The organism is Pseudomonas sp. Root71 (assembly GCF_001429045.1).
GTDB lineage: Bacteria > Pseudomonadota > Gammaproteobacteria > Pseudomonadales > Pseudomonadaceae > Aquipseudomonas > Aquipseudomonas monachiensis.
In genome coordinates, this window is sequence record NZ_LMHY01000025.1 from 460,272 (window position 1) to 484,478 (window position 24,207).

General features: G+C 61.6%; 21 protein-coding genes and 1 pseudogene. 12 read left to right on the top strand and 10 right to left on the bottom strand.

The annotated features are described in order from the left end of the window. Nucleotides 1-32: 32 nt before the first annotated feature. The gene (locus ASD95_RS18380; protein WP_056726292.1) at nt 33-1,634 is read right to left on the bottom strand and encodes a 5-guanidino-2-oxopentanoate decarboxylase; all 1,602 of its coding nucleotides are present in this window, start codon (nt 1,632-1,634) and stop codon (nt 33-35) included. 275 nt (nt 1,635-1,909) lie between these two features. Here ASD95_RS18380 and ASD95_RS18385 point away from each other — a divergent pair, with 275 nt between their 5' ends. Next, nucleotides 1,910-3,028 (top strand): succinylglutamate desuccinylase/aspartoacylase family protein, encoded by a 1,119-nt coding sequence (locus ASD95_RS18385; protein WP_056726293.1) that lies wholly within the window; start codon nt 1,910-1,912, stop codon nt 3,026-3,028. A gap of 54 nt (nt 3,029-3,082) precedes the next feature. Here the strand turns inward: ASD95_RS18385 and ASD95_RS18390 are convergent, their stop codons facing one another. Continuing rightward, nucleotides 3,083-4,192, bottom strand: a complete 1,110-nt coding sequence (locus ASD95_RS18390; RefSeq protein WP_056726294.1) for a DUF2817 domain-containing protein — start codon at nt 4,190-4,192, stop codon at nt 3,083-3,085. A gap of 166 nt (nt 4,193-4,358) precedes the next feature. Between ASD95_RS18390 and ggt the strand changes: the two genes are divergently transcribed. Continuing rightward, nucleotides 4,359-6,191 carry a gamma-glutamyltransferase gene (gene ggt, locus ASD95_RS18395; RefSeq protein WP_056726295.1) on the top strand — a complete coding sequence of 611 codons (1,833 nt, stop codon included), beginning with the start codon at nt 4,359-4,361 and terminating at the stop codon, nt 6,189-6,191. 62 nt (nt 6,192-6,253) lie between these two features. On the opposite strand, the gene ddlA is transcribed toward ggt, so the two are convergent. Next, a complete protein-coding gene (gene ddlA, locus ASD95_RS18400) occupies nt 6,254-7,348 on the bottom strand; it encodes a D-alanine--D-alanine ligase (protein WP_056726296.1) in 1,095 nt (364 codons plus the stop codon). A gap of 165 nt (nt 7,349-7,513) precedes the next feature. On the opposite strand from ddlA, the gene ASD95_RS18405 reads away from it, so the two are divergent. Then, a complete protein-coding gene (locus ASD95_RS18405) occupies nt 7,514-8,323 on the top strand; it encodes an AraC family transcriptional regulator (RefSeq protein ID WP_056726336.1) in 810 nt (269 codons plus the stop codon). A gap of 76 nt (nt 8,324-8,399) precedes the next feature. Next, the gene (locus ASD95_RS18410; protein WP_056726297.1) at nt 8,400-8,768 is read left to right on the top strand and encodes a cupin domain-containing protein; all 369 of its coding nucleotides are present in this window, start codon (nt 8,400-8,402) and stop codon (nt 8,766-8,768) included. 12 nt (nt 8,769-8,780) lie between these two features. Here ASD95_RS18410 and ASD95_RS18415 read toward each other — a convergent pair whose 3' ends face one another. From ASD95_RS18415 to ASD95_RS18425, 4 genes and pseudogenes are all read right to left on the bottom strand, one after another. Next, entirely contained in the window at nt 8,781-9,380 is a 600-nt protein-coding gene (locus ASD95_RS18415; protein WP_056726298.1) for a flavin reductase family protein, read from the bottom strand. Between the two features lie 169 nt (nt 9,381-9,549). Beyond that, nucleotides 9,550-10,158 (bottom strand): methyl-accepting chemotaxis protein, encoded by a 609-nt coding sequence (locus ASD95_RS30380; protein WP_236709753.1) that lies wholly within the window; start codon nt 10,156-10,158, stop codon nt 9,550-9,552. After that, nucleotides 10,138-10,866 (bottom strand): annotated as a pseudogene (locus tag ASD95_RS30385) (PAS domain-containing protein); the annotation flags it as partial. The gene ASD95_RS30380 and the pseudogene ASD95_RS30385, both read right to left, overlap by 21 nt. Nucleotides 10,867-10,983: 117 nt before the next feature. Beyond that, nucleotides 10,984-12,297, bottom strand: a complete 1,314-nt coding sequence (locus ASD95_RS18425; RefSeq protein ID WP_056726300.1) for an MFS transporter — start codon at nt 12,295-12,297, stop codon at nt 10,984-10,986. A 200-nt stretch (nt 12,298-12,497) separates the two neighbouring features. Here ASD95_RS18425 and ASD95_RS18430 point away from each other — a divergent pair, with 200 nt between their 5' ends. The 4 genes from ASD95_RS18430 (at nt 12,498) to ASD95_RS18445 (ending at nt 16,478) form a co-directional block, all read left to right on the top strand. Further along, nucleotides 12,498-13,916 (top strand): short-chain fatty acid transporter, encoded by a 1,419-nt coding sequence (locus ASD95_RS18430; protein ID WP_056726301.1) that lies wholly within the window; start codon nt 12,498-12,500, stop codon nt 13,914-13,916. Between the two features lie 247 nt (nt 13,917-14,163). After that, on the top strand, nt 14,164-14,484 hold the full coding sequence (locus ASD95_RS18435; RefSeq protein WP_056726302.1) for a hypothetical protein: 321 nt from the start codon (nt 14,164-14,166) through the stop codon (nt 14,482-14,484). A gap of 151 nt (nt 14,485-14,635) precedes the next feature. Further along, on the top strand, nt 14,636-15,808 hold the full coding sequence (locus ASD95_RS18440) for a hypothetical protein (RefSeq protein ID WP_056726303.1): 1,173 nt from the start codon (nt 14,636-14,638) through the stop codon (nt 15,806-15,808). A 145-nt stretch (nt 15,809-15,953) separates the two neighbouring features. Then, complete coding sequence (locus tag ASD95_RS18445; protein ID WP_056726304.1) at nt 15,954-16,478, top strand: SET domain-containing protein; 525 nt, start codon at nt 15,954-15,956, stop codon at nt 16,476-16,478. Between the two features lie 6 nt (nt 16,479-16,484). Here the strand turns inward: ASD95_RS18445 and can are convergent, their stop codons facing one another. After that, nucleotides 16,485-17,129 (bottom strand): carbonate dehydratase, encoded by a 645-nt coding sequence (can, locus tag ASD95_RS18450; protein WP_008046121.1) that lies wholly within the window; start codon nt 17,127-17,129, stop codon nt 16,485-16,487. Nucleotides 17,130-17,297: 168 nt separating this feature from the next. Between can and ASD95_RS18455 the strand changes: the two genes are divergently transcribed. After that, nucleotides 17,298-17,702 (top strand): hypothetical protein, encoded by a 405-nt coding sequence (locus tag ASD95_RS18455; RefSeq protein WP_056726305.1) that lies wholly within the window; start codon nt 17,298-17,300, stop codon nt 17,700-17,702. A gap of 85 nt (nt 17,703-17,787) precedes the next feature. Here the strand turns inward: ASD95_RS18455 and rimI are convergent, their stop codons facing one another. Both rimI and ASD95_RS18465 read right to left on the bottom strand, forming a co-directional pair. Then, nucleotides 17,788-18,240: a ribosomal protein S18-alanine N-acetyltransferase gene (gene rimI, locus ASD95_RS18460; RefSeq protein ID WP_056726306.1), complete on the bottom strand. Its 453-nt coding sequence runs from the start codon at nt 18,238-18,240 to the stop codon at nt 17,788-17,790. Continuing rightward, nucleotides 18,233-18,982, bottom strand: coding sequence for a hypothetical protein (locus ASD95_RS18465; protein ID WP_056726307.1), 750 nt, complete (start codon nt 18,980-18,982; stop codon nt 18,233-18,235). The genes rimI and ASD95_RS18465 overlap by 8 nt, the downstream gene beginning before the upstream one ends. A gap of 219 nt (nt 18,983-19,201) precedes the next feature. Between ASD95_RS18465 and mksB the strand changes: the two genes are divergently transcribed. The 3 genes from mksB to mksF are packed head-to-tail and all read left to right on the top strand — an operon-like array spanning nt 19,202 to nt 24,007. Continuing rightward, a complete protein-coding gene (gene mksB, locus ASD95_RS18470; RefSeq protein WP_056726308.1) occupies nt 19,202-20,479 on the top strand; it encodes an Mks condensin complex protein MksB in 1,278 nt (425 codons plus the stop codon). Then, nucleotides 20,469-21,170: an Mks condensin complex protein MksE gene (gene mksE, locus ASD95_RS18475; RefSeq protein ID WP_056726309.1), complete on the top strand. Its 702-nt coding sequence runs from the start codon at nt 20,469-20,471 to the stop codon at nt 21,168-21,170. The genes mksB and mksE overlap by 11 nt, the downstream gene beginning before the upstream one ends. Then, a complete protein-coding gene (gene mksF / locus ASD95_RS18480; protein WP_056726310.1) occupies nt 21,167-24,007 on the top strand; it encodes an Mks condensin complex protein MksF in 2,841 nt (946 codons plus the stop codon). The genes mksE and mksF overlap by 4 nt, the downstream gene beginning before the upstream one ends. Nucleotides 24,008-24,207 lie beyond the last annotated feature (200 nt).

Consider the following 24,207-nt stretch of genomic DNA (forward strand, 5'->3'; position numbering starts at 1 on the left):
GGTTCACTCCTAACGGTTCAGCAAATGGCGGCTCAGGCAGACAGAAAAGCGGCGGCGTCCAGTTCCAGCAGAATCGGCTGACGGATGTGGGCCTGGCTGGCAAGTACCTCGCGCAACTGCTCAAGGCTGCTTATGGCGATGTGGGCGACGTGGCAGGACTTGGCCAACGCGGCAAAGTCCGGTGGCAGGATGTCCACGCCCAATGGGGGAATATCGCGGTTGGTCATGTAGTCGCGGATTTCGGCATAGCAGTGGTTGTTCCACAGCACCACGATCACCCCCAACTCTGCTTCACGGGCAGCGATCAGTTCGGCACTGGAGAACTGCACGCCGCCATCGCCGACCACCGCCACCACGGGACGATCGGGCGCGGCGAGCTTGGCGCCGATGGCCGCCGGCAAGCCGTAACCCAAAGTGCCAAAGCCGGTGCCGGCGTTGAACCAGCTGTTGGCTTGCGGGGCGCGATAACCCAGCGCGCCCTGATACACCGGCTGGGTCGAATCGCCGACCACGATCGGCGCGGGCAGACTGTCGCGCAGGGTGTCGAGCATCTGCTGCATGACGTTCTGCTTGCTGCTCCAGCCGGACCGTTCGGCAGCGTTGACCTGTGCCACACGCTGATAGGCCCAGTCGCTGGCGGCGGCTTCAGGCACTGCCGCCAGGAGCGCTTGCAGCCCTTGCCCGGCATCGCCCAGCAAGCCCACGTCGGCGCGAGCCACCCCCAATATCTGCAAGGGATCGATGTCCAGGCGAATCAGCGGCGCATTGAGTGACAGCGGGCCCAGACCAAAGAAGTCGTAATCGGTTTCCCCCAATTCGGTACCGACTGCCAATACCACGTCGGCTTCGGCAAACAGTGCACGGCCATGAGCCGACGACTGCACCCCGTCGAGCAACAGCGGGTGCTCCGGCGCAAGCAGGCCACGGGCATTGGTGGTGAGAGCGACCGGCGCCTGCAACTTTTCCGCCAGTGCCTGCACCAGCGGGCCTGCGCCTCGGGCGCCGCCACCGACGAGGATCAACGGCTTGCGCGCCGTCGCCAGCAGCTTCACCGCCGCCGCAATATTCGCGGCAGCCGGCGCCGGGGCTTGCGGCAAGCTACGTGGGCGCAGGTCGAGGTTGTCGGCCGGCATTTCCAGCACGTCCAACGGAATTTCGATGTGCACTGGACGCGGGCGGGCACAACCGAACAGCGCGAAGGCACGGGCAAGCACTTCCGGCAATTCCTCGGGCCGCTGCAAGGTATGGCTGAAGGCGCAGACCCCGGCAACCACTGCACGCTGGTCGGGCATTTCATGCAGGTAGCCATGGCCCAGGCGTTGATGTTCGCGGCGGCTGGTGGTGGAAATCACCAACATCGGCACCGAGTCGGCGTAGGCCTGGCCCATGGCGGTGAGGATGTTTGTCATCCCGGGGCCGGTAATGATGAAGCATACGCCAGGCTTGCCGCTGGCCCGGGCGTAGCCGTCCGCCATGAAGCCTGCACCCTGTTCGTGACGCGGACTGATGTGGCGCAGAGAACTGCCGTGCAGCCCGCGATAAAGCTCGACCGTGTGCACACCGGGAATGCCGAACACCGACTCCACGCCGTAGCCTTCAAGTAACCGGACGAGCGCCTGGGCACAACTGGTCATGCGAGCACCTCTTTATTCTTATTGGGAATGCCAGGCTCACAGAGACCTGAACCGAGGGCCCTAGTATTGGTGACGAAACGATTACATCAATCGAAATAAATTTGCGTCACTGTCAAATTTTATTGAACGGTCTTATGGCGCATTTCGGCGTGTCGCTGCCGGTCAATGGATCATTTTGCTCACCTGTGACGGGTAAATTATTCGATTGATGGGGCCACTCATTTTCATAAAGATGAAACCCTCGGCACTTGCCCCTCTGTCTCAAGGAACGCTTTATGCGCGTCGAGCATCAGCCCCTGTTGACCCGCACCCCCTGTACCCAGCGGCACCTGATCAGCTTCCATTACGGCCGGCCGGGACGCGCCGGCAAGGTTTATCTGCAAGCCAGCCTGCACGCCGACGAATTGCCCGGCATGCTGGCACTGCATCACCTGCGTGGAATGCTCGACAGTGCCGAGGCTCGCGGACAGATTCTCGGGGAGATCGTGCTGGTCCCCATCGCCAATCCGATTGGCCTCGAACAGACCTTGATGCACGACGCGATGGGGCGTTTCGATTTCAACAGCGGTGAGAATTTCAATCGCCGGTATCCTGATTTGGCCGAGACAATCAGAGATCGGCTGGCCCATGAGCTGACCGGGGATGCCGATGAAAACCGGCAGATCATTCGGCGCGCCATGGCCAGTGCCCTGAAACAGATCCGCCCGAGCAGCGAGATCGACTCGATGCGCCAGGCACAATTGCTGCTGGCCCACGACGCCGACTTCGTCCTCGACCTGCATTGCGATGCCCAGGCCGTGGTTCACCTGTACGGAGAAACGCCCTGTTGGTCGCAGATCGAACCGCTGGCACGCTACATCGGCGCACAGGCCAGCCTGCTGGCCAGCGGTACGGGCGCCGGTTCGTTTGACGAGGCTTGCGGTCAACCCTGGTGGCGCCTGGCCGAAGCGTTTGCCGGGCGCTTTCCGATCCCTTCCGGCTGCGTCGCCGCTACCGTCGAGTTACGCGGTGAAGCGGATGTCGATCATGCATTGGCCCGCGTCGATGCCGCCGCCCTCTACGCCTTCCTGCAACACCGGGGCATCCTCGCCGGCACACCGCCGCCGATGCCCGCCCTGCTCCAGCCCGCAACGCCCTTCGACGGCTCGCTGACCTTGCGCGCCCCCTGCGCCGGGCTCGTGGTATTCCTGCACAAACCCGGCGCGTGGATCGAGCGTGATGAACCGGTGGTGCACGTCATAGACCCCATCACTGGCGCTACGCAGGTTGTATGCAGCTCCATCCGTGGCGTGATGTACATGCGCAGTGCGATTCGCTTTGCGGCGGCGGGGGTTGAATTGTGCAAAGTGGCCGGGGCTACGGCACTCGAAGGCGGCGTAATGGTTTCGGCGTGATGGTGCCGCGGTCACAGGCCAGCCTGGACCGCGGCCATCGGCCACTGAGGGGTGTCAGTTGCGAACCGTCGGTAATGCCGACAACGCCCGCTCCCAGATCTGCCAGGTGCGCAGCCAGACCATCGCCTGCCAATCGGCGTCGGCGGGATAGAACTGCTCAAGCAGATTCAGCTTGATCTCGCGCCCCGTTGCGTCATTCGGGTTGCCGTGCAGATGCAGCCAGTGATCATCGCGCAGATGACGGTGAACGTCCGGTCCCGGATAAGTCCCGCACTCAATGACAAACGGCATCAGGCGCACCTGCGGCAGTGCATTGATCAGCGCCTGCGAGGTGTAGCCGGTGGCCGTTGCCGCCACACCGGTTTCGCTGACGGTGTCGGCGCCGGTTTGCAGGCTGTAGAGCCACGGGCCATAAATCGCCTGCGCATCCGACAACGCCGGATAGGCGGACTCGGTGATGGTCAACAACATCGGATGACCGTACTCGCCAGCGCCGGTGTGCAAGTCGAAACACATGGCGACCTCGGCATGGGCCACGTGCGTTTGCACGATCTTGTGCAATGTACGGTTCGACCAGCTCGGCGCCAGCCCGCCGAAAAACAGGCCATCGGGATGAGCATGCTGACCGCCCTCGACAATCGACATGACTGCCGGCCAGCCGTGCAGGTGAATCTGCTCGTCGAGCAAGGCATCGGCACGATCACGATCCGGGCCGTGCAGCTGCGGGCAGGCATAGATTTCATGCAGGGCGTTGTAGGCCTGGTTGTCTGGCAGCGGTCGCTGGAAATCCAGGTGATTGCGGTTCAGATCGATGTTGTCTTCGTTGACCCGGCGCAACCACGCCATGCCCCAGGGGTTGATGGCATGGATCATGACCACGGCGACATCCGTTGGCAGGCAGCGCTTGCCCAACTCCTGCAGCCATTTGATCTGGCAGCCCGAACCATAGAAGCCTTCGACCCCGTGAGTGCCGCTCAACGCGATCAGCAGCCGCTTGGCGCCCGGATCACCCAGCACCGCCACATCGGTGCTCAGGGGTTCGCCGAACGGCCCTTTGAGCGGGTGTGGATACTCCGTCAGCGTTGCGCCTGCCGTGGTCGCCGCGGCCAGGAATTGTTCACGCTGGGTGCGATAGCTGGAATGGGTGGGGAACTCGGTTTGCATGTCTGCCTCTTGTTGATTTACCGGCCTGCCTGTTGGCAACGACCCTACAGAAAATTCCGCCATTGATGAAGGACAAAAACATCGGTGCCGCCGGACCCGGTTTGCGTCCCTCCCGGTCGGCCGATAAAGTCCACTGATCGTAGATCCAACGGACGGAGTACCCCACGTGTTCTCAACCTACCCTTTGCGCCGCTATCGCCTGCCAGCCCTGTTTCTGCTCGCCAGTACCCTGACCCTGACCGCGTGCAACAACGCTTCGGTGCCGACGCTGCCGCTTGCACCGGAAAGCGCTTCCGGCTTGCGCACCGACCTGAAAACCCAACACGCCGAGAAATACATGGCAGCGGCGGCCAACCCGCTGGCGGCCGAAGCCGGGCGGGAGATGCTGCGCCGGGGCGGCTCGGCCATCGACGCGGCGATTGCGATGCAAGCGGTGTTGACGCTGGTTGAGCCACAGTCTTCGGGCATCGGTGGCGGCGCATTGATCGTACTCTGGGATGGTAAGGCCGTGCGCACCTACGACGGGCGTGAAACCGCCCCGGCCGGCGCCACCGAGAAGCTTTTCCTGCAACCCAACGGACAACCGATGGGGTTCACCCAGGCGCAGATCGGAGGCCGCTCGGTGGGCACGCCCGGCGTATTGCGCGCCCTGGAACTGGCCCATCAAAAACACGGACGCCTGCCTTGGGCGCAGCTGTTTGAACCGGCCATCCGGCTCGCCGAGCAAGGTTTTGCCATTTCACCTCGATTGCACCAGTTGATCGCTGCGGATTCGTCCATGCCGCGCTCACCGGAAATGATGGCTTACTTTCGCAATGCCGATGGCAGCCCAAAAGCCGTCGGCACAAACCTGAAGAACCCGGCCCTGGCCGCCGTGTTCAAACGCATCGCCCATGAAGGCCCGGATGCCCTGTACAAAGGCCCGGTCGCCGAGGAAATTGCGACCAAGGTTCAGGGTCACACCAACCCCGGCAGCCTGTCCCTGACCGACCTCGCCAACTACCAGGCCAAGGAGCGCGCGCCGCTGTGCACCGACTACAAGCGCTGGCAAGTTTGCGGCATGCCGCCGCCGTCATCGGGCGGGATCGCCGTGGCGCAGATCCTCGGCACGCTGCAAGCCCTGGAGACTCGCGACAAGCGCATGGCGCTGGCACCGCTGAAACCGGTCAAGACCACCGCCTCGGCCGGTATCGAACCCGACCCGCAAGCCGTGCACCTGATCTCTGAAGCCGAACGCCTGGCCTACGCCGACCGCGCTCAGTACGTCGCCGATTCCGACTTTGTACCCGTGCCGGTCAAGGGCCTGGTCGACCCGGCCTACCTCGCCAGCCGCGCCGCCCTGATTGGCGAACGCAGCATGGGCACGGCCAAACCCGGCACTCCGCCGGGCATCCGGGTGGCCTATGCGCCAGACCGTTCGCCGCTGCGGATTTCCACCTCGCAGGTGGTGGCCGTCGATGACGCCGGCGGTGCCGTGTCGATGACCACTACCATCGAATCGGCGTTTGGCTCGCACATCATGGTTCAGGGTTTCATGCTCAACAACGAGATGACCGACTTCTCGTTCATCCCCGAGGAAAACGGGCAAAAAGTCGCCAACCGCGTCGAGCCCGGCAAACGCCCGCGCTCCTCCATGGCCCCGACCCTGATCTTCGACCGCCAGAGCGGCGAATTCCTCGCCACCGTCGGCTCCCCCGGCGGCTCGCAAATCATCGAATACGTGGCCAAATCCACCATCGGCCTGCTCGACTGGAACCTCGATGCGCAAGCCGCCATCAACCTGCCCAACTTCGGCAGCCGCAACGGCCCCACCGAACTGGAACTGGGCCAGTTCAGCCCGATGCTGATTCAGGCGCTGAAAGACAAAGGGCACAGCGTGAGCGAGATCGACATGACCAGCGGCACCCAGGCGATTGTTCGGGTCAAGGACGCCCAAGGCAAAGCGTCGCTGACAGGCGGGGCCGATCCGCGGCGTGAGGGGCAAGCGTTGGGGGATTGAGTCGTACGAGGGGATGAGAAAGGGCTTACCGGTGGGTAGGCCCTTTGTTTATGAGCAAGTCGCTATCGACTGATCTTCAACCCCTGCCGAACCTGGTGCTTCTCCAGCGCCAGCTCGATCAGTCGCGTCACCAGTTCGCTGTAGGTCATGCCGGTGGCCTGCCACAGTTTCGGGTACATGCTGATGCGGGTGAAGCCGGGCAGCGAGTTGATTTCGTTGATCAGCACTTCACCGGAGTCGGTCAGGAACACGTCGACTCGGGCCAGGCCGGAACAGCCCAGGACCTGGAACGCTTCGACGGCCAGGGCGCGAATGCGCTCGCTGGCCTCGACGCTGATGTTGGCCGGCACCACCACTTCAGCCGCCGTGTCGTCGATGTACTTGCTGTCGTAGGAATAGAACCCGCTGCGCACCACGATCTCGCCGCAGCCACTGGCAATGGCGTCTTCATTGCCGAGCACCGCGCATTCAATCTCGCGGCCGCTGACGGCAGATTCGATCAACACCTTGGTATCGAAACTCAAGGCCAGTTCCACCGCTGCACTGTACTCGGCCTCGTTGGTGACCTTGCTCACACCCACGGAAGAGCCCTGGTTGGCCGGTTTGACGAACAGCGGCAAACCCAACTTGCCCCGCACCTCGGCAAACCCGGTGCGCGCCGCCATGGCGCGGGTCAATGTCACGAACGGCGTCACGGCCAGGCCGGCATCGCGCAGCAGGCGCTTGCTGATGTCCTTGTCCATGCACACGGCCGAGCCGAGCACATCGGAGCCGACAAACGGCAGATCGGCCATGCGCAGCAAGCCTTGCAGGCAACCGTCTTCTCCGAGGGTGCCGTGGACAATCGGGAAGATCACATCGACGTGACCGAGCATTTCCTGGCTGGAGGTTTCCACCAATTGCTGACTGGCTTTGCCCGGTACCACGGCCAGTTCGCGATTGGACTGATTGAGGGCGATCAGCGCCGGGTTTTCCTGGTTCAGCAAAAAGTTGGAGGGGTCGTTGAGGTGCCAGTGGCCTTGTTTGTCGATGCCGATCAACACCGGCTCGAAGCGTGAGCGATCCAGCGCATCGACGATGTTTTTCGCCGATTGCAACGACACCTCATGCTCGGCCGAACGGCCTCCGAAAATGATCCCCACGCGCAACTTGCTCATGACCTGGCCTCATACTGAAAAATAAACAACGACCTGTAGCGAATGCGCCCCACAGTGCAGTATTTGCCCTTGGTTTTCTAGCGGGCAAACCGCCATCCGATCAGAAGACAGCGAACCGTTGGCTGAGATACCGTATTGCGCATCAAACTCAAGACGATCATCACCATGGCCAAGCGTCCGCCTAGCAATGACTGGTTCCTTCGCGCGCCCGATGTCGGCGGGCTGCAGCGTTTCGAGGCGTTTTTTGCCAGCCATGGCTATGATCTGCACCGCCACGACACCTATGCCATCGGTCATACCCTGGCCGGGGTGCAGAGCTTTCAGTATCGCGGCGGCTGGCGTCACAGCCTGCCGGGCGCAACGATCGTACTGCACCCGGACGAAGCCCACGATGGCGAGGCCGGCACCGAGTCCGGTTTCCAGTACCGGATGATGTACATCGAACCGGCGCTGATCCAGCAGATGCTCGGTGGGCAAGCGCTGCCATTCATCAAGACCGGGCTATCGAACGATCCCCGCCTGTTCGCCGCCACGGGCGCGTTGCTGCGCAGCCTGGATTGCCCGCTCGATCCACTGGAAGAACAGGACGCGCTGTTCGATCTGGCGCAAGCCATGAGCACGGTTTCCGCCGCGGCGGGCAAACGCTCGGGTTTCGATTACGTGGCCGCGCAGCGTGCGCGGGAATACATCCACGGCGCCCTGGATCGCACCGTGACCCTGGATGAACTGGCGCAGCACAGCGGTCGGGATCGCTGGAGCCTGTCCCGGGATTTTCGCCTGTTGTTCGGCACCAGCCCCTACCGCTATCTGACCATGCGGCGCCTGGACCTGGTCCGTGCGCTGCTGATCCAGGGTCAGAGCCTGGTCAGCGCCGCGCTGATCGCAGGCTTCACCGACCAGAGCCACATGACCCGGCAATTCGGCAAGACCTACGGCCTGTCACCGGCCCGCTGGATCAACATGCAGCGCCGTTGAGCCACGCACAATCGTACAAGAAGCGCGTTGAGTCGCTGGCTATCGTGGGTTCACCAACCACCGCGAGAGCTGTTTCATGAATGCTTACGAAAGCCTGAACTTCGCTGAAAAAATCAGCCGGATCGATTCCCACTGGTCGCCCCGGGTCATCGCCGAAATGAACAACTACCAGTTCAAGGTGGTGAAGTTGCTGGGGGACTTTATCTGGCACGACCACCTCGATACCGACGAAACCTTCATCGTGCTCGAAGGCCGGTTGCGCATCGATTTTCGCGATGGTCACGTGCTGGTGAACGCCGGGGAAATGTACGTGGTACCCAAAGGCGTCGAGCACAAGCCTTGTGCCGAGCAGGAGGTAAAACTCCTGCTGATCGAACCCAAGGGCGTGCTCAATACCGGCAGCGAAGGTGGTGAGCGCACGGCCGAGAATGATGTGTGGATTTGAGCGCTGACCGACTCAAGCCTGCAAGGTCTTGCCGTCCACCGGCTCGCCAATGGTCAGGAAGTGCCCGCCCGCCACGTGGTGCAAGGTGCGCAAGGCATCTTGCCCTTCGAAGTGCCAGCGGCCTTCGCTGAACACACGTTCGTCTGCCTGGGCGGCAATCACTTCGGCCAGGAACAGATCGTACTGCTGGTGGTTGTTCGGCTCCGGCAACAGGCGACACTCCAGCCAGGCCACACAGCCTTCGAGCATCGGCGCATCGACCGACTCGCCGGTGAACGTCTGCAGGTCGTAGGTCTCAAACTTGTCGCGCCCCTGGCCCCGGGTCAATTCCAGGCCGGAGGTCGAACCGACGGTTTGCACAATGTCGGCCTGGGCGGCGCAGGGAACATTCAGCACAAAGGTGCCCGAGGCTTCCAGCAACTGGCGAGTCCAGGTGGACTTGTCCAGCACCACGGCAATTTTCGGGGGGTCGAAGTCCAGCGGCATGGCCCAGGCTGCCGCCATGATGTTGCGCTGGCCATCGTGGGCTGCGCTGACCAGCACGGTCGGGCCATGATTGAGCAGACGATAGGCCTTGGACAAGGGAACCGGACGGCGGTGGGAAGCGCTCATGGAAGTCTGCTCCTGGGGGAAAAGAGCCGATTGTAGCGCCCACGTAACCCTGTGGGAGCGGGCTTGCTCGCGAAGGTGTCAGTTCAGTCACAGTTGCGTTGAATGACACACCGCTTTCGTCGGAACGCCGCCCGGAGCAAGCCCTCTCCCACCAAGAGCGGATAGCAGGTCAGTTAGTGAGTTGATTGGCAAACTGCCCCACCGCATTGACCACTTTCTGCGCGCCGTCCTGGATCTCGACAATCACCGCCCCCGCTTCCGCCGCCAGCGCCAGGCCTTGCTCGGCCTGAAGCTTGCCGTCGGTCATCAGGGCCACGGCGTTGCGCGCCATGTCCTGGTTCTGCCGGACCACAAGGACGATTTCATCGGTGGCCTGGCTGGTGCGCGAAGCCAGTTGCCGGACCTCATCCGCTACCACGGCGAAGCCCCGCCCTTGCTCGCCCGCACGCGCCGCTTCGATGGCCGCGTTGAGCGCCAGCAGATTGGTCTGCTCGGCAATGCCGCTGATGGTTTTGACAATGGTACCGATCACCAGCGACTGCTCGTTCAGGGCTTCGATGCCATCACCGGCGGTTTGCATATGCCTGGCCAGGTCGCGCATCACGTCCACGGCCTGGGTCACCACGGCATTACCGCGCTGGGCGCTTTGGTCGGTTTGCTGCGAGGTGCTGTAGGCGATGTTGGCGGCCTCGGCGACGGCTTGTTCCTGATTGACCTGGTCGGTAATCACCGTGGCGAACTTAACCACCTTGTAGAGATTATTGTTGGCATCGACCACCGGGTTGTAGGACGCCTCCAGCCAGACCGTACGACCATGGCTGTCGACCCGTTTGAAACGGTTGGCCACGAATTCGCCCGCGTTCAGGCGACGCCAGAAGTCCTGGTACTCGGCACTGTTGTAATCCGCCGGCTCGCAGAACATGCGGTGATGTTTGCCCTTGATCTGCGCCAGGCTGTAACCCATGCCACTAAGGAAGCGGTCGTTGGCGCTCAGCACATTGCCATTGAGGTCGAATTCGATCACCGCCGTGGAGCGCACCAGCGCGCCGATCAGGTTCTCGTGTTCGCGGGAGGCCTCGATGGTGCGGGTCAGGTCGCTGGAGAAAATCGAAAAACACCTGATCCGCCCATCCGCCGAGCGCACCGGTTGCAGGATCGAACGCAGCCACGCCTCCTGGCCGGTACCGCGCAACAGGCGCACCGCGCCAGCGAAGTGCTCGCCACGGGTCAGCGCGTTTTTGAAACGCAGCTGGAATTCATCGGATTTCACGTGATCCGGGACCAGGTCGTCGATGTGCCGGCCAATCAGGTCGCCGCTCTTGTAATGCATTTCGCCAAGGAAGTTCTGATTGACCGACTGAACCCGTCCATCGCTGTCGAGGGTCAGCACCAGCATCTCGCTTTCCAGACTGTCCTTCACTTGCTGAAGGCTGGAGAGTTCTTCACGAAGAGCCGACAGCTCCTGCTTCAAGCGTTTATTGAACATGGGAAAGCACCGATGGACAGGGGTAGAAAGCGATATGCAGCCTAACCATCGGCCTTGGAAACATTTACTTAAGCGTGTTTCAGGCTTGCCCTGTAAAAATAGTTACTACGCACACAATCAATGCGCGCCAGCCGCAGAACAGCCTGCGACTCTCGGCATCCGCGCACCGAAATAAGCCGCGCTGCCCACGCCCACCGCGCCCATCACCGCACTGAACATCACGCAGATCCATGGACTCCACGGCATCAGGCCGATCAGCAAAAGCGGTGTGACACTCGCCCATGCGGCGTAGGCGATGTTGTAGGTAAAGGAAATGCCCGAGACGCGAATCCGCGCCGGGAACAGGCTGACCATCACCGATGGCACCGCGCCAACCACCCCGCAGGACAGCCCTGCCACGGCGTAGGCCAGGCCAACCCAGTCGCCGCCCATGATCAGGCAGGCATACAGCACGCCGATGCCCAGCGGCAGCAGCAGGCTATAGAACATCACCGTGCGCCAGGCGCCGATGCGGTCGACCAGCAGCCCGGCGAGCACGCAGCCGATGTTCAAGAACACGATGCCCAGTGCGCTCAAGGCGAAGGTATGGCTGGCGGTCATGCCAAAGGTTTTCTGCATCATGGTCGGGGTGATGACCACGAACACCACCACGGCCGAGGTCAGCACACAGGTGAGAATCATCGCTGGCAAAATGGCCAGGCGATGCTCGCGCAAGACCGTGCGCAGCGGCAGTTCGCCGGCCGCCTCCCGCTGTGTCTGCATGGCCATGAACACCGGGGTTTCGCTGAGCCAGCGACGCAGCCAGACGCCAATCACGCCAAACACGCCGCCCAGCAGGAAGGGGTAACGCCAGGCGTAATCGAGGATTTCCGTTGGAGTGAACGCTTGCGCCAGGAAGGTTGCGGTCAATGCACCGATCAAATAACCGAAGGTCAGCCCCGCCTGCAAGAACCCCAGGGCATAGCCGCGATGGCCGACGGGCGCGTGCTCGGCGACGAATACCCAGGCACTGGGCACCTCGCCGCCCACCGCCGCGCCCTGGAGGATGCGCAGGGCCAACAGCAGCAAGGGCGCGAAATAGCCGATTTGCGCGTAGGTCGGCATGATCCCGATCAGCAGGCAAGGTAACGCCATCATCAGGATGCTCAGGCTGAAGACTTTCTTGCGTCCCAGACGGTCGGCGAAATGCGCCATCAGGATGCCGCCCAGCGGTCGCGCCAGATACCCGGTGACGAAGATCCCGAAGCTTTGCAGCAGGCGCAGCCACTCGGGCATTTCCGGCGGGAAGAACAACTGGCTGAGGGTCAGGGCGAAAAACACGAAGATGATGAAATCGTAGATTTCCAGCGCCCCGCCGAGCGCGGCGAGCCCGAGGGTCTTGTAGTCCGAGCGGTTGAACGGCGTCGGGCGCGAATCGGTGTTGGCAGTCATGAAAAGAACTCTGGCACGGGCAAAAACCAAGGCGCCCATGGTCTACGTAAACGCACCGGCGGACAACCCGTTAGACCAAAGTCCCATAGCCACGAAACAGCCCCGCAAAAATCCTCCGCTTGAATTAATGTTGGCATCTGTCCAGACGGGCGGTTACCGCCCCGAAGACCACGACAAACATAAAAATCCGAGGTACCCCCGTGGCCGCTGATATCGAAGATAGCCGCTCCGCCCGCTTTGCCCTGCGCTGCTCAAGTTTTGCCGAACGCTGGTTTCCCGACTCCTGGGTGTTTGCGGCCCTGGCGGTGATTATCGTGGCCCTGGCCACCATGGCCATGGGTGCCAAGCCCACCGATGCCGCGATGGCGTTCGGTGACGGCTTCTGGAGCCTGATCCCTTTCACCATGCAAATGGCCTTTGTGGTGATCGGTGGCTACGTGGTCGCCAGTTCGCCACCGGCGGTGAAACTGATCGACCGACTGGCAAAACTCCCGAAAAACGGCCGCTCCGCCGTGGCCTGGGTCGCGCTGATTTCCATGGTCGCGTCGTTGCTGAACTGGGGCTTGTCCCTGGTGTTCGGCGGATTGCTGGTGCGCGCCCTGGCCCGCCGCACCGATCTGAAAATGGACTACCGCGCCGCCGGTGCCGCCGCCTATCTGGGACTTGGCGCGGTATGGGCCTTGGGCCTGTCGTCGTCCGCGGCACAGTTGCAGGCCAACCCAGCGAGCCTGCCACCGTCGATTCTGTCGATCACCGGGGTGATTCCGTTCACGCAGACGATCTTTCTATGGCAGTCCGGCGTGATGCTACTGGCCTTGATCGTCATTTCGCTGATCATTGCCTATGCCACCGCCCCTGGTCCGAACTCGGCGCGTGATGCCAAGGCCTGCGGCGTCGATCCGAGTTTCAACCTGCCGCCGCTGCAACCGCGCACCCGTCCCGGCGAATGGCTGGAGTACAGTCCGCTGCTGATGATCCTGCTGGTGCTGCTGGCCGGTGGCTGGCTATTCCACGAGTTCTCGACCAAACCGGCGATCAGCGCGATTTCCGGGCTGAACACCTACAACTTCCTGTTTATCATGCTCGGCGCCCTGCTGCACTGGCGCCCGCGCAGCTTCCTCGACGCCGTGTCCCGCGCGGTGCCGACTACCACGGGCGTGCTGATCCAGTTTCCGCTGTACGGTTCGATTGCCGCGCTGATGACCACGGTCAAAGGCGCCGACGCGCAGACCCTGGCGCACCACATCTCGACGTTCTTCGTCAGCATTGCTTCCCACGACACCTATGCGTTGCTGATGGGTGTGTACTCGGCGATCCTCGGCTTCTTCATTCCGTCCGGTGGTGGCAAGTGGATCATCGAAGCGCCGTACGTGATGCAGGTGGCCAATGACCTGAACTATCACCTGGGCTGGGCCGTACAGATCTACAACGCCGCCGAAGCCCTGCCCAACCTGATCAACCCGTTCTACATGCTGCCGCTGCTGGGCGTGCTCGGGTTGAAGGCACGGGACCTGATCGGCTTCTCGTTCGTGCAATTGCTGGTGCACACACCGCTGGTATTGTTGCTGCTCTGGGCGCTGGGGACGACGCTGGCCTATACGCCACCGGTGATGCCGTAAGCAAACGTCCAACTGCGTCACGATATGGCGCTTTGGCTGCCTGATCCCCGCAAGAATGTGACGGGGCTCAGGCAGAAACACTGTCGTTTCATGAGTTCTAACGAAAGCGACAGGTTGAAAGCCCCCTCTCCTACAAAACCTGTGGCGTTGTCCCACTCAATACAGGCGCAAGTCCTGACTCTTGCCGCCAGCAGTGTTGAATTAACCTGTCCCGGAGAATCAAACACCAAAACCCAAGGAAGACCCGATGACACCAATATCCAAAACATTGGAAGAGTTGATCAATGAAATTTACCAGGATGGCAACGTCTCGATAGCTGAGTACAAAGCTTTGCGAGACGATGCCGATCTCCGTATGAACGCGGTGGTGCAGGCGTTTGGTCAGCACAACAACGTGACGGCCTTTCAGAAAGCAGTGGATGTCACTATGCAACTCTTGCAAACCTCCGTTATCGATGCAAAAAAAGCCCGCCTGAACGACACCGGTGAAGCGATCGTCAGGGACGCGGTCACCGCACAAGTCGAATACCTGCGTGCCGGCAGCCAATTGGCACTGCGCCTTCTGTGATTGCCTGATATTTGAACCAGCCCGCAAAACACACGTTGCGGGCTGGATGCCATTGCTCCAAAAAAATGCCTGAGGCCTACTTTTTTGAGTCACTGAGTTGATCCAGTATGGTGTGTATCCGTAACGGGACCACGCTGAAAAGGATCTGAGCATGCTTAAACTCGCAGGACTTACCCTCGCAGCCCTCACCCTGAGTGCCACAGCCCATGCCGATATCAACCTGAAGCTGGGCAGTACCGAACGCGTTACCCGCCTCTTCGCCTATCCCAACAACTGCAACGTGATCTGCTTTCGCAACTGGACGCTAGAACAGACCGTCGAGCATTACCTGACCCAAAGCGTGCAGCGCGATGGCTACGGCGATGCGAAGGTTCTGGTCAAAACCGACAATGGTCAGCTCCATGCAGAAATCATCGGCGTGCCCGACGGCTATGACAAACCTTTGGCCGCGCTGCTCGACGCCGGTGACCTGGCCTATAACGGCGCCAGCAAACTGAATGCCGATGGCAAGTGGGCGTATAGCTGGTATCTGTTCCTGCCGCTGGGCATGGCCCTGGAAAACCGCAAGAGCGTTGAGCTGCTGCACTTCCCGCCAGACTATTCGCTGACCCAGGCCCAGGATTACCTGAGGTCCGCCACCACGGATCGCTGGGCCACACTGCTGACCGCCAACGGCATTCCGGCCGGGCAGACGCCGGGCTACCAGACAATCATCGACATCGCCCCGATTGCCGCGCCGTCCAACGCGGGCAAGGACCTCGAAGGCGTCTACGGCTACTTCAAGGATTACCAGAGCACCATGGTCAAGGAAGTCAGCCTGAACGCCAGCGGCGCAGCGCTGCCGATGGTCGCCTTCGGCACACCGGTGCGTAACTGGATCAAAGAGCAATACGGGCAGACAGTGAACGTGTTGAGCCTGGTGCAGATCACTCCGGACAACGGCGTGAAAGTCCCCGTATTGGGCTCCAACCACCCGAGCTACATTTGGTATGCCGCCGATCCGGCAAACTACACCGGCAGTGACGCCCAGGCCAAGGCCGATGCGGCAGGCCTGAAAGTCATGGGGCAGGATCTGAGTGCTGCGTGCTGGCAGGCCACCATGGGCCGCCAACCGGACAGCAATCCAGACCTTGAACTCAATACCTGCCGGCAAACCTGGCAAGTGGCCCAGAAAGAAAAAACCTGTGAGCTGTTCTACACCTCGATCCGCAACCTGTCGCCCCAGCAGGCTGCGGGTAAATGCGCGACAGCTTCGATCGTGACCCAGCTCAAGCAGCTCAAGGCCCCGGCGCCAGTCACGGCGAAGCCTGCTCCGCCGTTTTAACCCGATGAACGGCGGCCAGATCTGTCACTTATGACAGTAGACCGCCCGTTATAACTGCGAGAGGCTTGGGCTGAACTCATGTGCTGCTGTGCCAACAGGACCGTCGGCGCAAGGAAGTCGCAGCACCCAGCAGACAGGGATCGTTATGAAAGCTCACGCCCCCCGACGAAAAAACCCACAACCGCCGCAAGGTGTTTACCCCTTTTCGGAGCTACCCGTTCGCCTGGGATTTCCTTCCCTGGCCGACTTCGAAATCATTGAAAACGCCAAGGGCGAAGCCACGGCTATTGCCGCACGGCGTGAATTCCCGCGAATCACTCGTCTCTGCCGGGCATCAGGGCACTTGCTGCCCTATCGCTGCCGGCATACCCGCCAGCTCGCCCCGGGTGTGCACGTCTACGACCCGCGTTTCTGCGGACTGTTGCGACACTCCTGCGACCCCAATGTCTTTCTGGACTTGAGCGAGTTGTGGTTATGGGCGCTGAAGGACATCAACAAGGGCGACTGGCTGACCATGGACTTCGCCGCCAGCGAAGACAAACTGCAACGCCAGTTCGCCTGCCAGTGCGGCTCATACGAGTGCCGTGGCTGGATCACAGGCTATGATGAAGAGCCGAACGCCGACGGCCAGCTGTTTTTGCAGCAGTGGCGTCGGCGAAGCCTGTATTGAAAGGTTTTACAGAGGTTCGAACGGACGCAGGCGGTACTGCGGCGGCAGTTGCTCGAATCCGCTGATGGTCGCGTTCAGGCTCTTCCAGCGGCCATCCTTGATGCCGTAGATGCAGCCGTGGATCGACAGGCTCTGCCCGCGGTGCCAGGCGTTTTGCACAATGCTGGTATGCCCGACGTTCGCGACTTGCTGGATCACGTTCAGTTCGCAGAGGCGGTCGACGCGCTCCTCTTCGGTGGCGTATTTGGCCAGTTCTTCACGTTTTTCATAATAGAGATCGCGAATCGAACGCAGCCAGCCGTCGATCAGGCCGAACTGGCGGTCCTGCATCGAAGCGCGCACACCGCCACAGCCATAGTGGCCGGTGACGAGAATGTGTTTGACCTTGAGCACATCGACCGCGTACTGAATCACCGACAGGCAGTTAAGGTCAGTGTGCAGCACGACGTTGGCCACATTACGGTGTACGAACAGATCGCCCGGCAGCATGCCGACGATCTCGTTGGCCGGCACACGGGCGTCGGAACAACCGATCCACAGGAACTCCGGGGTCTGTTGGCGAGCCAGCTTGGCGAAGAAGTCAGGATCTTCCTCCTTGATCGCAGCGGCCCAACGCTCGTTGTTATCAATCAGATCTTGTAATTCGTTCATGCTTTGAAGCCTCAAGAATGATGCGCAGCTTTGACTGACAACCGTCCGTCGGGGTCACGCGCGAAATGCAGATGCTCTCCTGATCCGGAACACGGGGCTCCATGCCGGTGGAATTCTCGGCAGCCAAGTAGGTCAACCGTAGTAAGGCCTACAGTATGAGGAATTACCATGAATGATTCACGACGTCCGTACGATGCGGTGCAGCCGGAACCCGTCGATGACAACGAAGACCGCATGGGCTCGGTGCGTGAGCTGGATTTCGACACCGAAGAACCCAGCGCCAGAATCGGTGACGAACTGCCGGAAAAGGAGCGCGAGCAACAGATGCCGCGCCAGCGCGGACGTGAAGCGGGCCTGACCGGTGCCTCGACCGGTGACCATCAACCTACCGACGACGACCTGAGCCCGGAAACCCTGATCCGTGAAGACGGCGCCCGGGATGCCCATGAGGCGGGCAATGATAGCCGCGCGGATTGGGACCTGAGCATCGTCGATGAGGACGATATTGGCGGTGGCAATGGTCTGGATGAGGCGGAACTGGCGCGGCGCGACCCTCTCGACAAAAAACGTTGAGCTCTACGGACATCCGTAGGAGCTGCCGAAGGCTGCGATCCTTTGATCCTTGAAAAGTTCGCAGCCTTCGGCAGCTCCTACAAGCTCAATCCACCAAAGTGCAGGCCATGACCACCGCATCTTCGCGTCCGCCCACCGCCGGGTAGTAATCCCGACGCCGGCCGATCTCGTTGAAACCATAACGCTCATACAGCTTGAACGCCGCGGTATTACTGTCGCGCACTTCCAGGAAACACTCCCGGGCGTCGGCCTTGTAGGCAATCGACATCAAATGCTCAAGCAATGTCAGCCCCAGGCCGCGGCCCTGGTTTTCCGGCTTGACCGTGATGTTCAGCAGGTGCGCCTCATCGAGGATGATCTGCACCACACCGTGGCCGACCTGTTGCTGACCTTCGAACATCAGCCAGATCTGATACTTGCCCAAGCCATCGAGGAAAATCCCGCGGGTCCAGGGATGGCTATAGGCCGCGTATTCGACTTTCAGTACGGTTTCCAGGTCCGCCTCGGTCATCGGGCGAAACGATACAGCATTACTCATTCGATTCTTTCCAGCGCGCCATCAGCCGACGCATGGCTTGCCAGACATCAGCCTTACGCTGTGGCTCTTCCATTAATAATTCCAGGCCCGGTACCGCCCAGGCCGAGCCCAGGCCTTCGATCTGCAACTCGTGATTGAACGCCTCGGCATCCGCTTCGCCGGCAAATCGCACCGCAGGCAGGCCGATCAGCCACAAGCAGGCGCAGGGCGTTTCTTCCATGCGCACCGAGAGAAAACCCTGCACGAAGTCGCGGGCCGCTTCCGGGCCCTGATCCATCGTGCCACGCACCAGCAGCGGCCAACGCACCGGCTCACCGACGATCTGCGGGCTGTCCGGCAGACCGGCGGCGCGCAGCATGTCTTTGAGCAGCAGATAGGCAGGATCGCGAGTCTGGAAGGATTCACCTGTGGGTAACTCCACCAGCAGCAGGCAACGCCCGGCCCGCAGCAATTGCAGGGCGAAACGCGGCGGCGGCACGACCGGCGCCTTGATCACGACCGCTGCCTCTTCGGCCTCTTCCACCGGTTTGGCCCCGGTGCGCGTGCTCGCCAGCGATGGTCGCGGTACCTCGATCTTCACCCGCTCGGCCGGCTTGGCCACAGGCGCTACCGGCGTCTGAGCCACAACTGCGGGCACGACAGGCGCGACCACAACCGGCTCGGGGATCTCCTCCAGCAGCTCGGGCCGCGACGGCGCGGCAAAGGGCAATTCGGTGCGCGGCAGCCAGTTGACCACCTGCATGGCGGCCAGATAAGCGCGACGACGGGACTCGATAAGCAAAGGTCGGCCACTTGTGGATAACTAAAGTGCGCTGATTCTACCGCCGTTCGCTCAAGATCGCCCGCAGTTGATCGATGCACATTACCGAAAAGAAGGCGACAGCCTGTCCCGAGATTGAATCGGATTGCCCCCGATGCAGTACAATCGCGGCTTTTAATCGCCAACCAGCCGGCCATTCCGATGATCGAACCCAAGCGCGTCTTGCGCGCCCTCGCTGAACACTGGGCACTTCTGGAGCCACTGTGCGAGCACTTCGACCAAGGCACACTGAGCCTGAACGAACTGCGCACGCAACTGGCCGCCCAGCAACTCGACAGTACGCCGCAGGACATCACCAGCCTGCTGGATGTGTGGATTCGCCTCGATATCCTGGTTCCCGTGGCCAAAAGCCCGAACCGCTTCGAGCTCAATGCGCAGATTCACGACTTCCTCGCCTATCTACGCCGCGAACACCGGCTGGGCCTGTGCCTGGAAATCGAAGCCTACCTGCGCCACCTCGAGCGTCTGGCCGGTTATATCCAGGACGCATTCGATATCCGCGACGGCAATGATCTGGCCCGCCAGTTGCGCCTGCTCGACATGCGGGTTCGCGATGTACTGAAAAAACTCGATAACGACGAACAGGCACTGGTGGCCGTCGCCGAACGGGCGAAAACCAGCGATCGGCAGATTCCGTTGCGCCAGCGTTACGCTGAAGTGCTGGCGACCTGGGACGAATACGTCGAGCCGATGATTGATCTGGTGAACGCCGACGGCGCCTTCGAACAAGGCGTGCGCAAGGTCGAAACCGTCCTGCTGAAGATGCTCAGCGAGCAGCAGCGCCTCGGCCACCTGGTCGACGACGACATGCTGCTGCGCACCCACGCGCGCATCCTCGAAATGCAGACCAGCGCCCAACTGACCCTGCGTCACGCCCGCGAGCTGTTGCTGCCGCTGCGTGAAGAAGCGCGCCGGCACAACGCCGTGACCCGTGGCGCCGCATTGGCCCTGTCGATGATCCGCCGCAAGGGCCTCGACGCCGTGCCACAAGCGGCGATGCCGATGTTCACTCGTCCGCAGAGCACCTTTCTCGGCAGTGCCAGTCAGGTCGAAGCCTACGTTTATGCCCTGGCCCGTTTCGAACCGAAACCGGCGCGCTTCCCCAAGGCTCACAAGACCCAGAAAGGCGAAGCGCCACGGGCGCCACGCACCGTTCGGGAAATGCTCGAACGCTGCGAAGACGCCCTGCCGATGCCGGACCTGATGACCTGGTTGCTGGAGCAGGAACCGGACGGCGCCACCGACGAATTGCTGTACTGGTTCTCGCGTCTGTCGCGGGAAAAACGTTTCAAGCGCGAGCGTCTGGAACGTCGCCAATACCATACTCACGAGCATCAGGTCAGCCTGCGCTCCTTCGCCCTGCTCTCGGTCAGCGACACCGCCGCCGAGGATTCTGCGAGCACTCCTTATGCATCTTGATCTATCCGAACTGTCCCATCTGGCACCGATCTTTCGCGAGCTGTTCAAGGGTTACCACGTCAGCCGCCGCGATCCGGAACTGTACGCACAGTTGTCGAACTTTCAGGACCAGTACCGCACGCTGTTCAAGGCCCTGGGCTTTGAACTGGTCTGTGACACCCGCGGTTTCTACTACTTCGTGCCGGACCTCGCGGCGGCTGCGGTGAACAAGACCGCCCAGCGGCTTGCGCTGTTCACCTTCATCCTCGTCGAGCACCTGGCCGACCAGGGCCGCGACCCGATCTCCGTGCTCGATGGCGGCAGTCTCGGCCGCGATGAGCTGCCGTCGTTGCTGGAAAAGTACCGCGACCTGTTCATCCAGGCCGAAGTGCAGACCCAGGACGAACTGGAAGAAAAGATCATGCGCCGCATGACCCAGCTCGGCTTTGCCAGCGAAGAAAACGGCATCTACCGTTTCCTGCCGCCGATGCACCGCTTCCTCGATGTGTGCCTGTCGGTGCAGCAGGACCGCGACCTGGCCGCCAGCCTGCACAGCGTCCTGCCGTTGCCGGTGCCGGTACTGATCGACGAAGACAGCGACGAAAAACTGCTGCAGACCGACGATCCGCTCGATCTGAGTGAGTTCGAGGGTGAAAGCGAAGAAGACGCACTGGCCCGGGCCATTGCCGAAGAACAGGAGCTCGACGCATGAGCAAGGAACGTTACGGCATCCGCCGCTTTGCCCTTTTGAACACCGCTGGCTACAGCCTCGGCCTGTTCCCGCTGGAAGAACCTCTGTCGGTGTACGGCGCGAACAACCTCGGTAAATCCGCCTCGATCAACGCCCTGCAGTTCCCGATTCTGGCGCGCATGTCGGACATGAGCTTCGGCAAGTACAGCCTGGAACAATCCCGGCGCTTCTACTTCGCCTCAGACACCAGTTACATCCTGGTGGAAGTGAACCTGCCCCACGGCCCCCACGTGATCGGCGTGGTCGGCCGCGGCCCGGGCGGCGGTTTCGGTCACCAGTTCTTTGCCTATGCCGGCAAACTGGACCTGGCCCACTATCAGAAAAACGACACCTGCCTGCGCCAGAAAGAATTGTTCACCAACCTTGAGCGCGAAGGCCTGAAAGCCTACGAACTCAAGCCGGACGAACTGCGCCGTTTGCTGGTCGGCGGTCACACCTCGATCCCGCTGGACCTGACGCTGATTCCATTGCGCTCCACCAGCGAGCAGAGCCTGAAGACCTTCCGCGCGCTGTTCATCAACCTGCTGCACATGCGCGAAATCACCGCGGCCAAGCTCAAGCAGCTGTTCCTCGATGCCTTCGAACACAGCCTGCGCTCCGGCAGCGTCGACTACATCGCCGCGTGCGAAGAAGCGTTCCGCGATGTACGACGCATGGAGCAGGACTACAACTCGCTGGTCGCCGCCGGCCCGCTGGTCGAAGCCCTGGCCAACGGCGTGAAGCAACGCGACATCCTGCGTGGCAAGCTGCACCGGATCTCGCCGCTGCTCGACTCCTTGCTCGGCACCTGGTCGGACTATGCCAGTGCGCGCAAGGAAGAACTGACCATTCAGTCCGAACACTACCGCAACGAGCAGGATGCCCTGCAAAACGACCAGCGCGGCGGTACCCAGGAACTGATGCGTCTGGAGCGGGAAATCACCGGCATCCAGCGCTGGCTCGGCGAATTGTCGGTGCTCAAGCATCGCTTTGCCCTGGTCGATGACGTCAAGGTGCTGGAACAGCAACTGCTGGCCGCCAAGGACGCCCACGACGAACTGGCCGGTGCGCTGGCACAGTCCCGACAGTTCAGCGCCGAAGACCTCGAAGAGCGTCTGCGCGATCTGGAAAAACGCCTGAAGTCGGTCAAGCAGCAACTCGATCACGCCGACAACAACAGCTACGCCCGCCTGCGTGAAGAGTTCTCGCAACAGGACGTCGAACGCCTGATGCGCTTGTTCAACAGCGCGCTGTTCAGCCTGCCATTGGGCGAACACGGCATCACCCTCGACGAGAACGGCGACTGGGTGAAATCCGTGGAGCTGATCCTCGACGGTTTCAAAGGCGAACGCTTCGAAGTACCGGGGCTGTCCATCGACATTTCCCACATCGAGCCGCCGGCCCTGCAAGCGCTGGCTGACCGCGCGGCCCTGCGCGACCAGAAAGAGCGCCTGGACAAAGAACTCAAGCAACTCAAGACCCAGCAAGCCGTGGCCGCCGACCGCGCCGCGAGCAAGACCCAGACCGAAGCGCTGTACCAGCAAGTGCTGGATGCGCAGAAAGCCCTGGAAGATTTCCGTCGCGCGCAAACCCTGAGCGCCGAGGAAGGCGACAAGCTGGAACAGTTGGCGCAAATGGAAGCCGCCCAGGACGAGCTGAAGCGTTCCAGCGATGCCTTCACCGAACGTGTCCAGCAACTGTCGGCCAAGCTGCAACTGGTCGGCCGCCAGATCGGCGACATGGAAGCCAAGCAACGCACCCTCGACGACGCCCTGCGCCGTCGCCAGTTGTTGCCGGCGGACCTGCCGTTCGGCACACCGTTCATGGACCCGATCGACGACTCCATGGACAACCTGCTGCCACTGCTAAACGACTATCAGGACAGCTGGCAAGGCCTGCTGCGGGCCGACGGACAGATCGAAGCGCTGTACGCTCAGGTGCGCCTCAAGGGCGTGGCCAAGTTCGACAGCGAAGACGATATGGAGCGTCGCTTGCAACTGCTGATCAACGCCTATGCGCACCGTACCGACGAAGCCCTGACCCTGGGCAAGGCTCGCCGCGCCGCCGTGACGGACATCGCCCGGACCCTGCGCAACATCCGCAGCGACTACGACAGCCTCGAACACCAACTGGCGCTGTTCAACCGCGAGATCAACAAACGTCAGGTCTCCAACCTGCAAAGCTTCCGCATCGTGCTCGCCCCGAACAAGGAAGCGCTCAAGCACATCGACCAGATCATCCACAGCGCCGGTCAGTACGAAGAAGGCGAAACCCTGTCTGTCTTCGACCTGAGCCAAAGCGCCGAGCAGGACAACAAGAACGAAGAGGCTAAGGAGTATCTGGCGCGGCTGGTGGCGGCCAACCACAACCAGCTCGGCCTCAAGGACTTGTTCGAACTGGCGTTCGAGATCACCAAGGTCAATGGCCAACCGGTGATCCACACCGACATCGACGGCGCCGCTTCCAACGGCACCACCATGACCATCAAGGCGCTGACCAACATGTACTTGTTGCTGCACTTGATGGACCGTGACCAGGCCGGTCGTGTGCGCCTGCCGTACTACCTCGACGAGGCAGCGGACATCGATGAGAAGAACCAGGCCGCCTTGCTGGAAACCAGTCTGCAGCTGGGCTTCGTGCCGATCCTGGCGAGCGTGAAGCCGCAGGTCTGCGCCAGTGTCGCCATCGACCTGGAAGGCGGCAGCGGCCCGGCCGGCATCTACATCGACGAGGCGGACTGGAAATACATCCGTCGTCACGATCAGGTGAAGGCGACGGTCAACGAGCAAGCGGATGAGCCGGAGCTGGATGCGGTCTGAGGCTTGAATCGAAGGCAATGAAAAAGGCCGCGGTCCAATGGATCGCGGCCTTTTTCATAGGGGTGTCATTTAGCTTTGCAGTGAACTTCAGGGCCTCTTCGCGGGTAAGCCCGCTCCCACATTTGATCGCATTTCTTCAGGAACAACCCCGGACTTGCCCCGGGCGGCGCTCCGAAGGCGTCATCACAGACGCCTGAGCA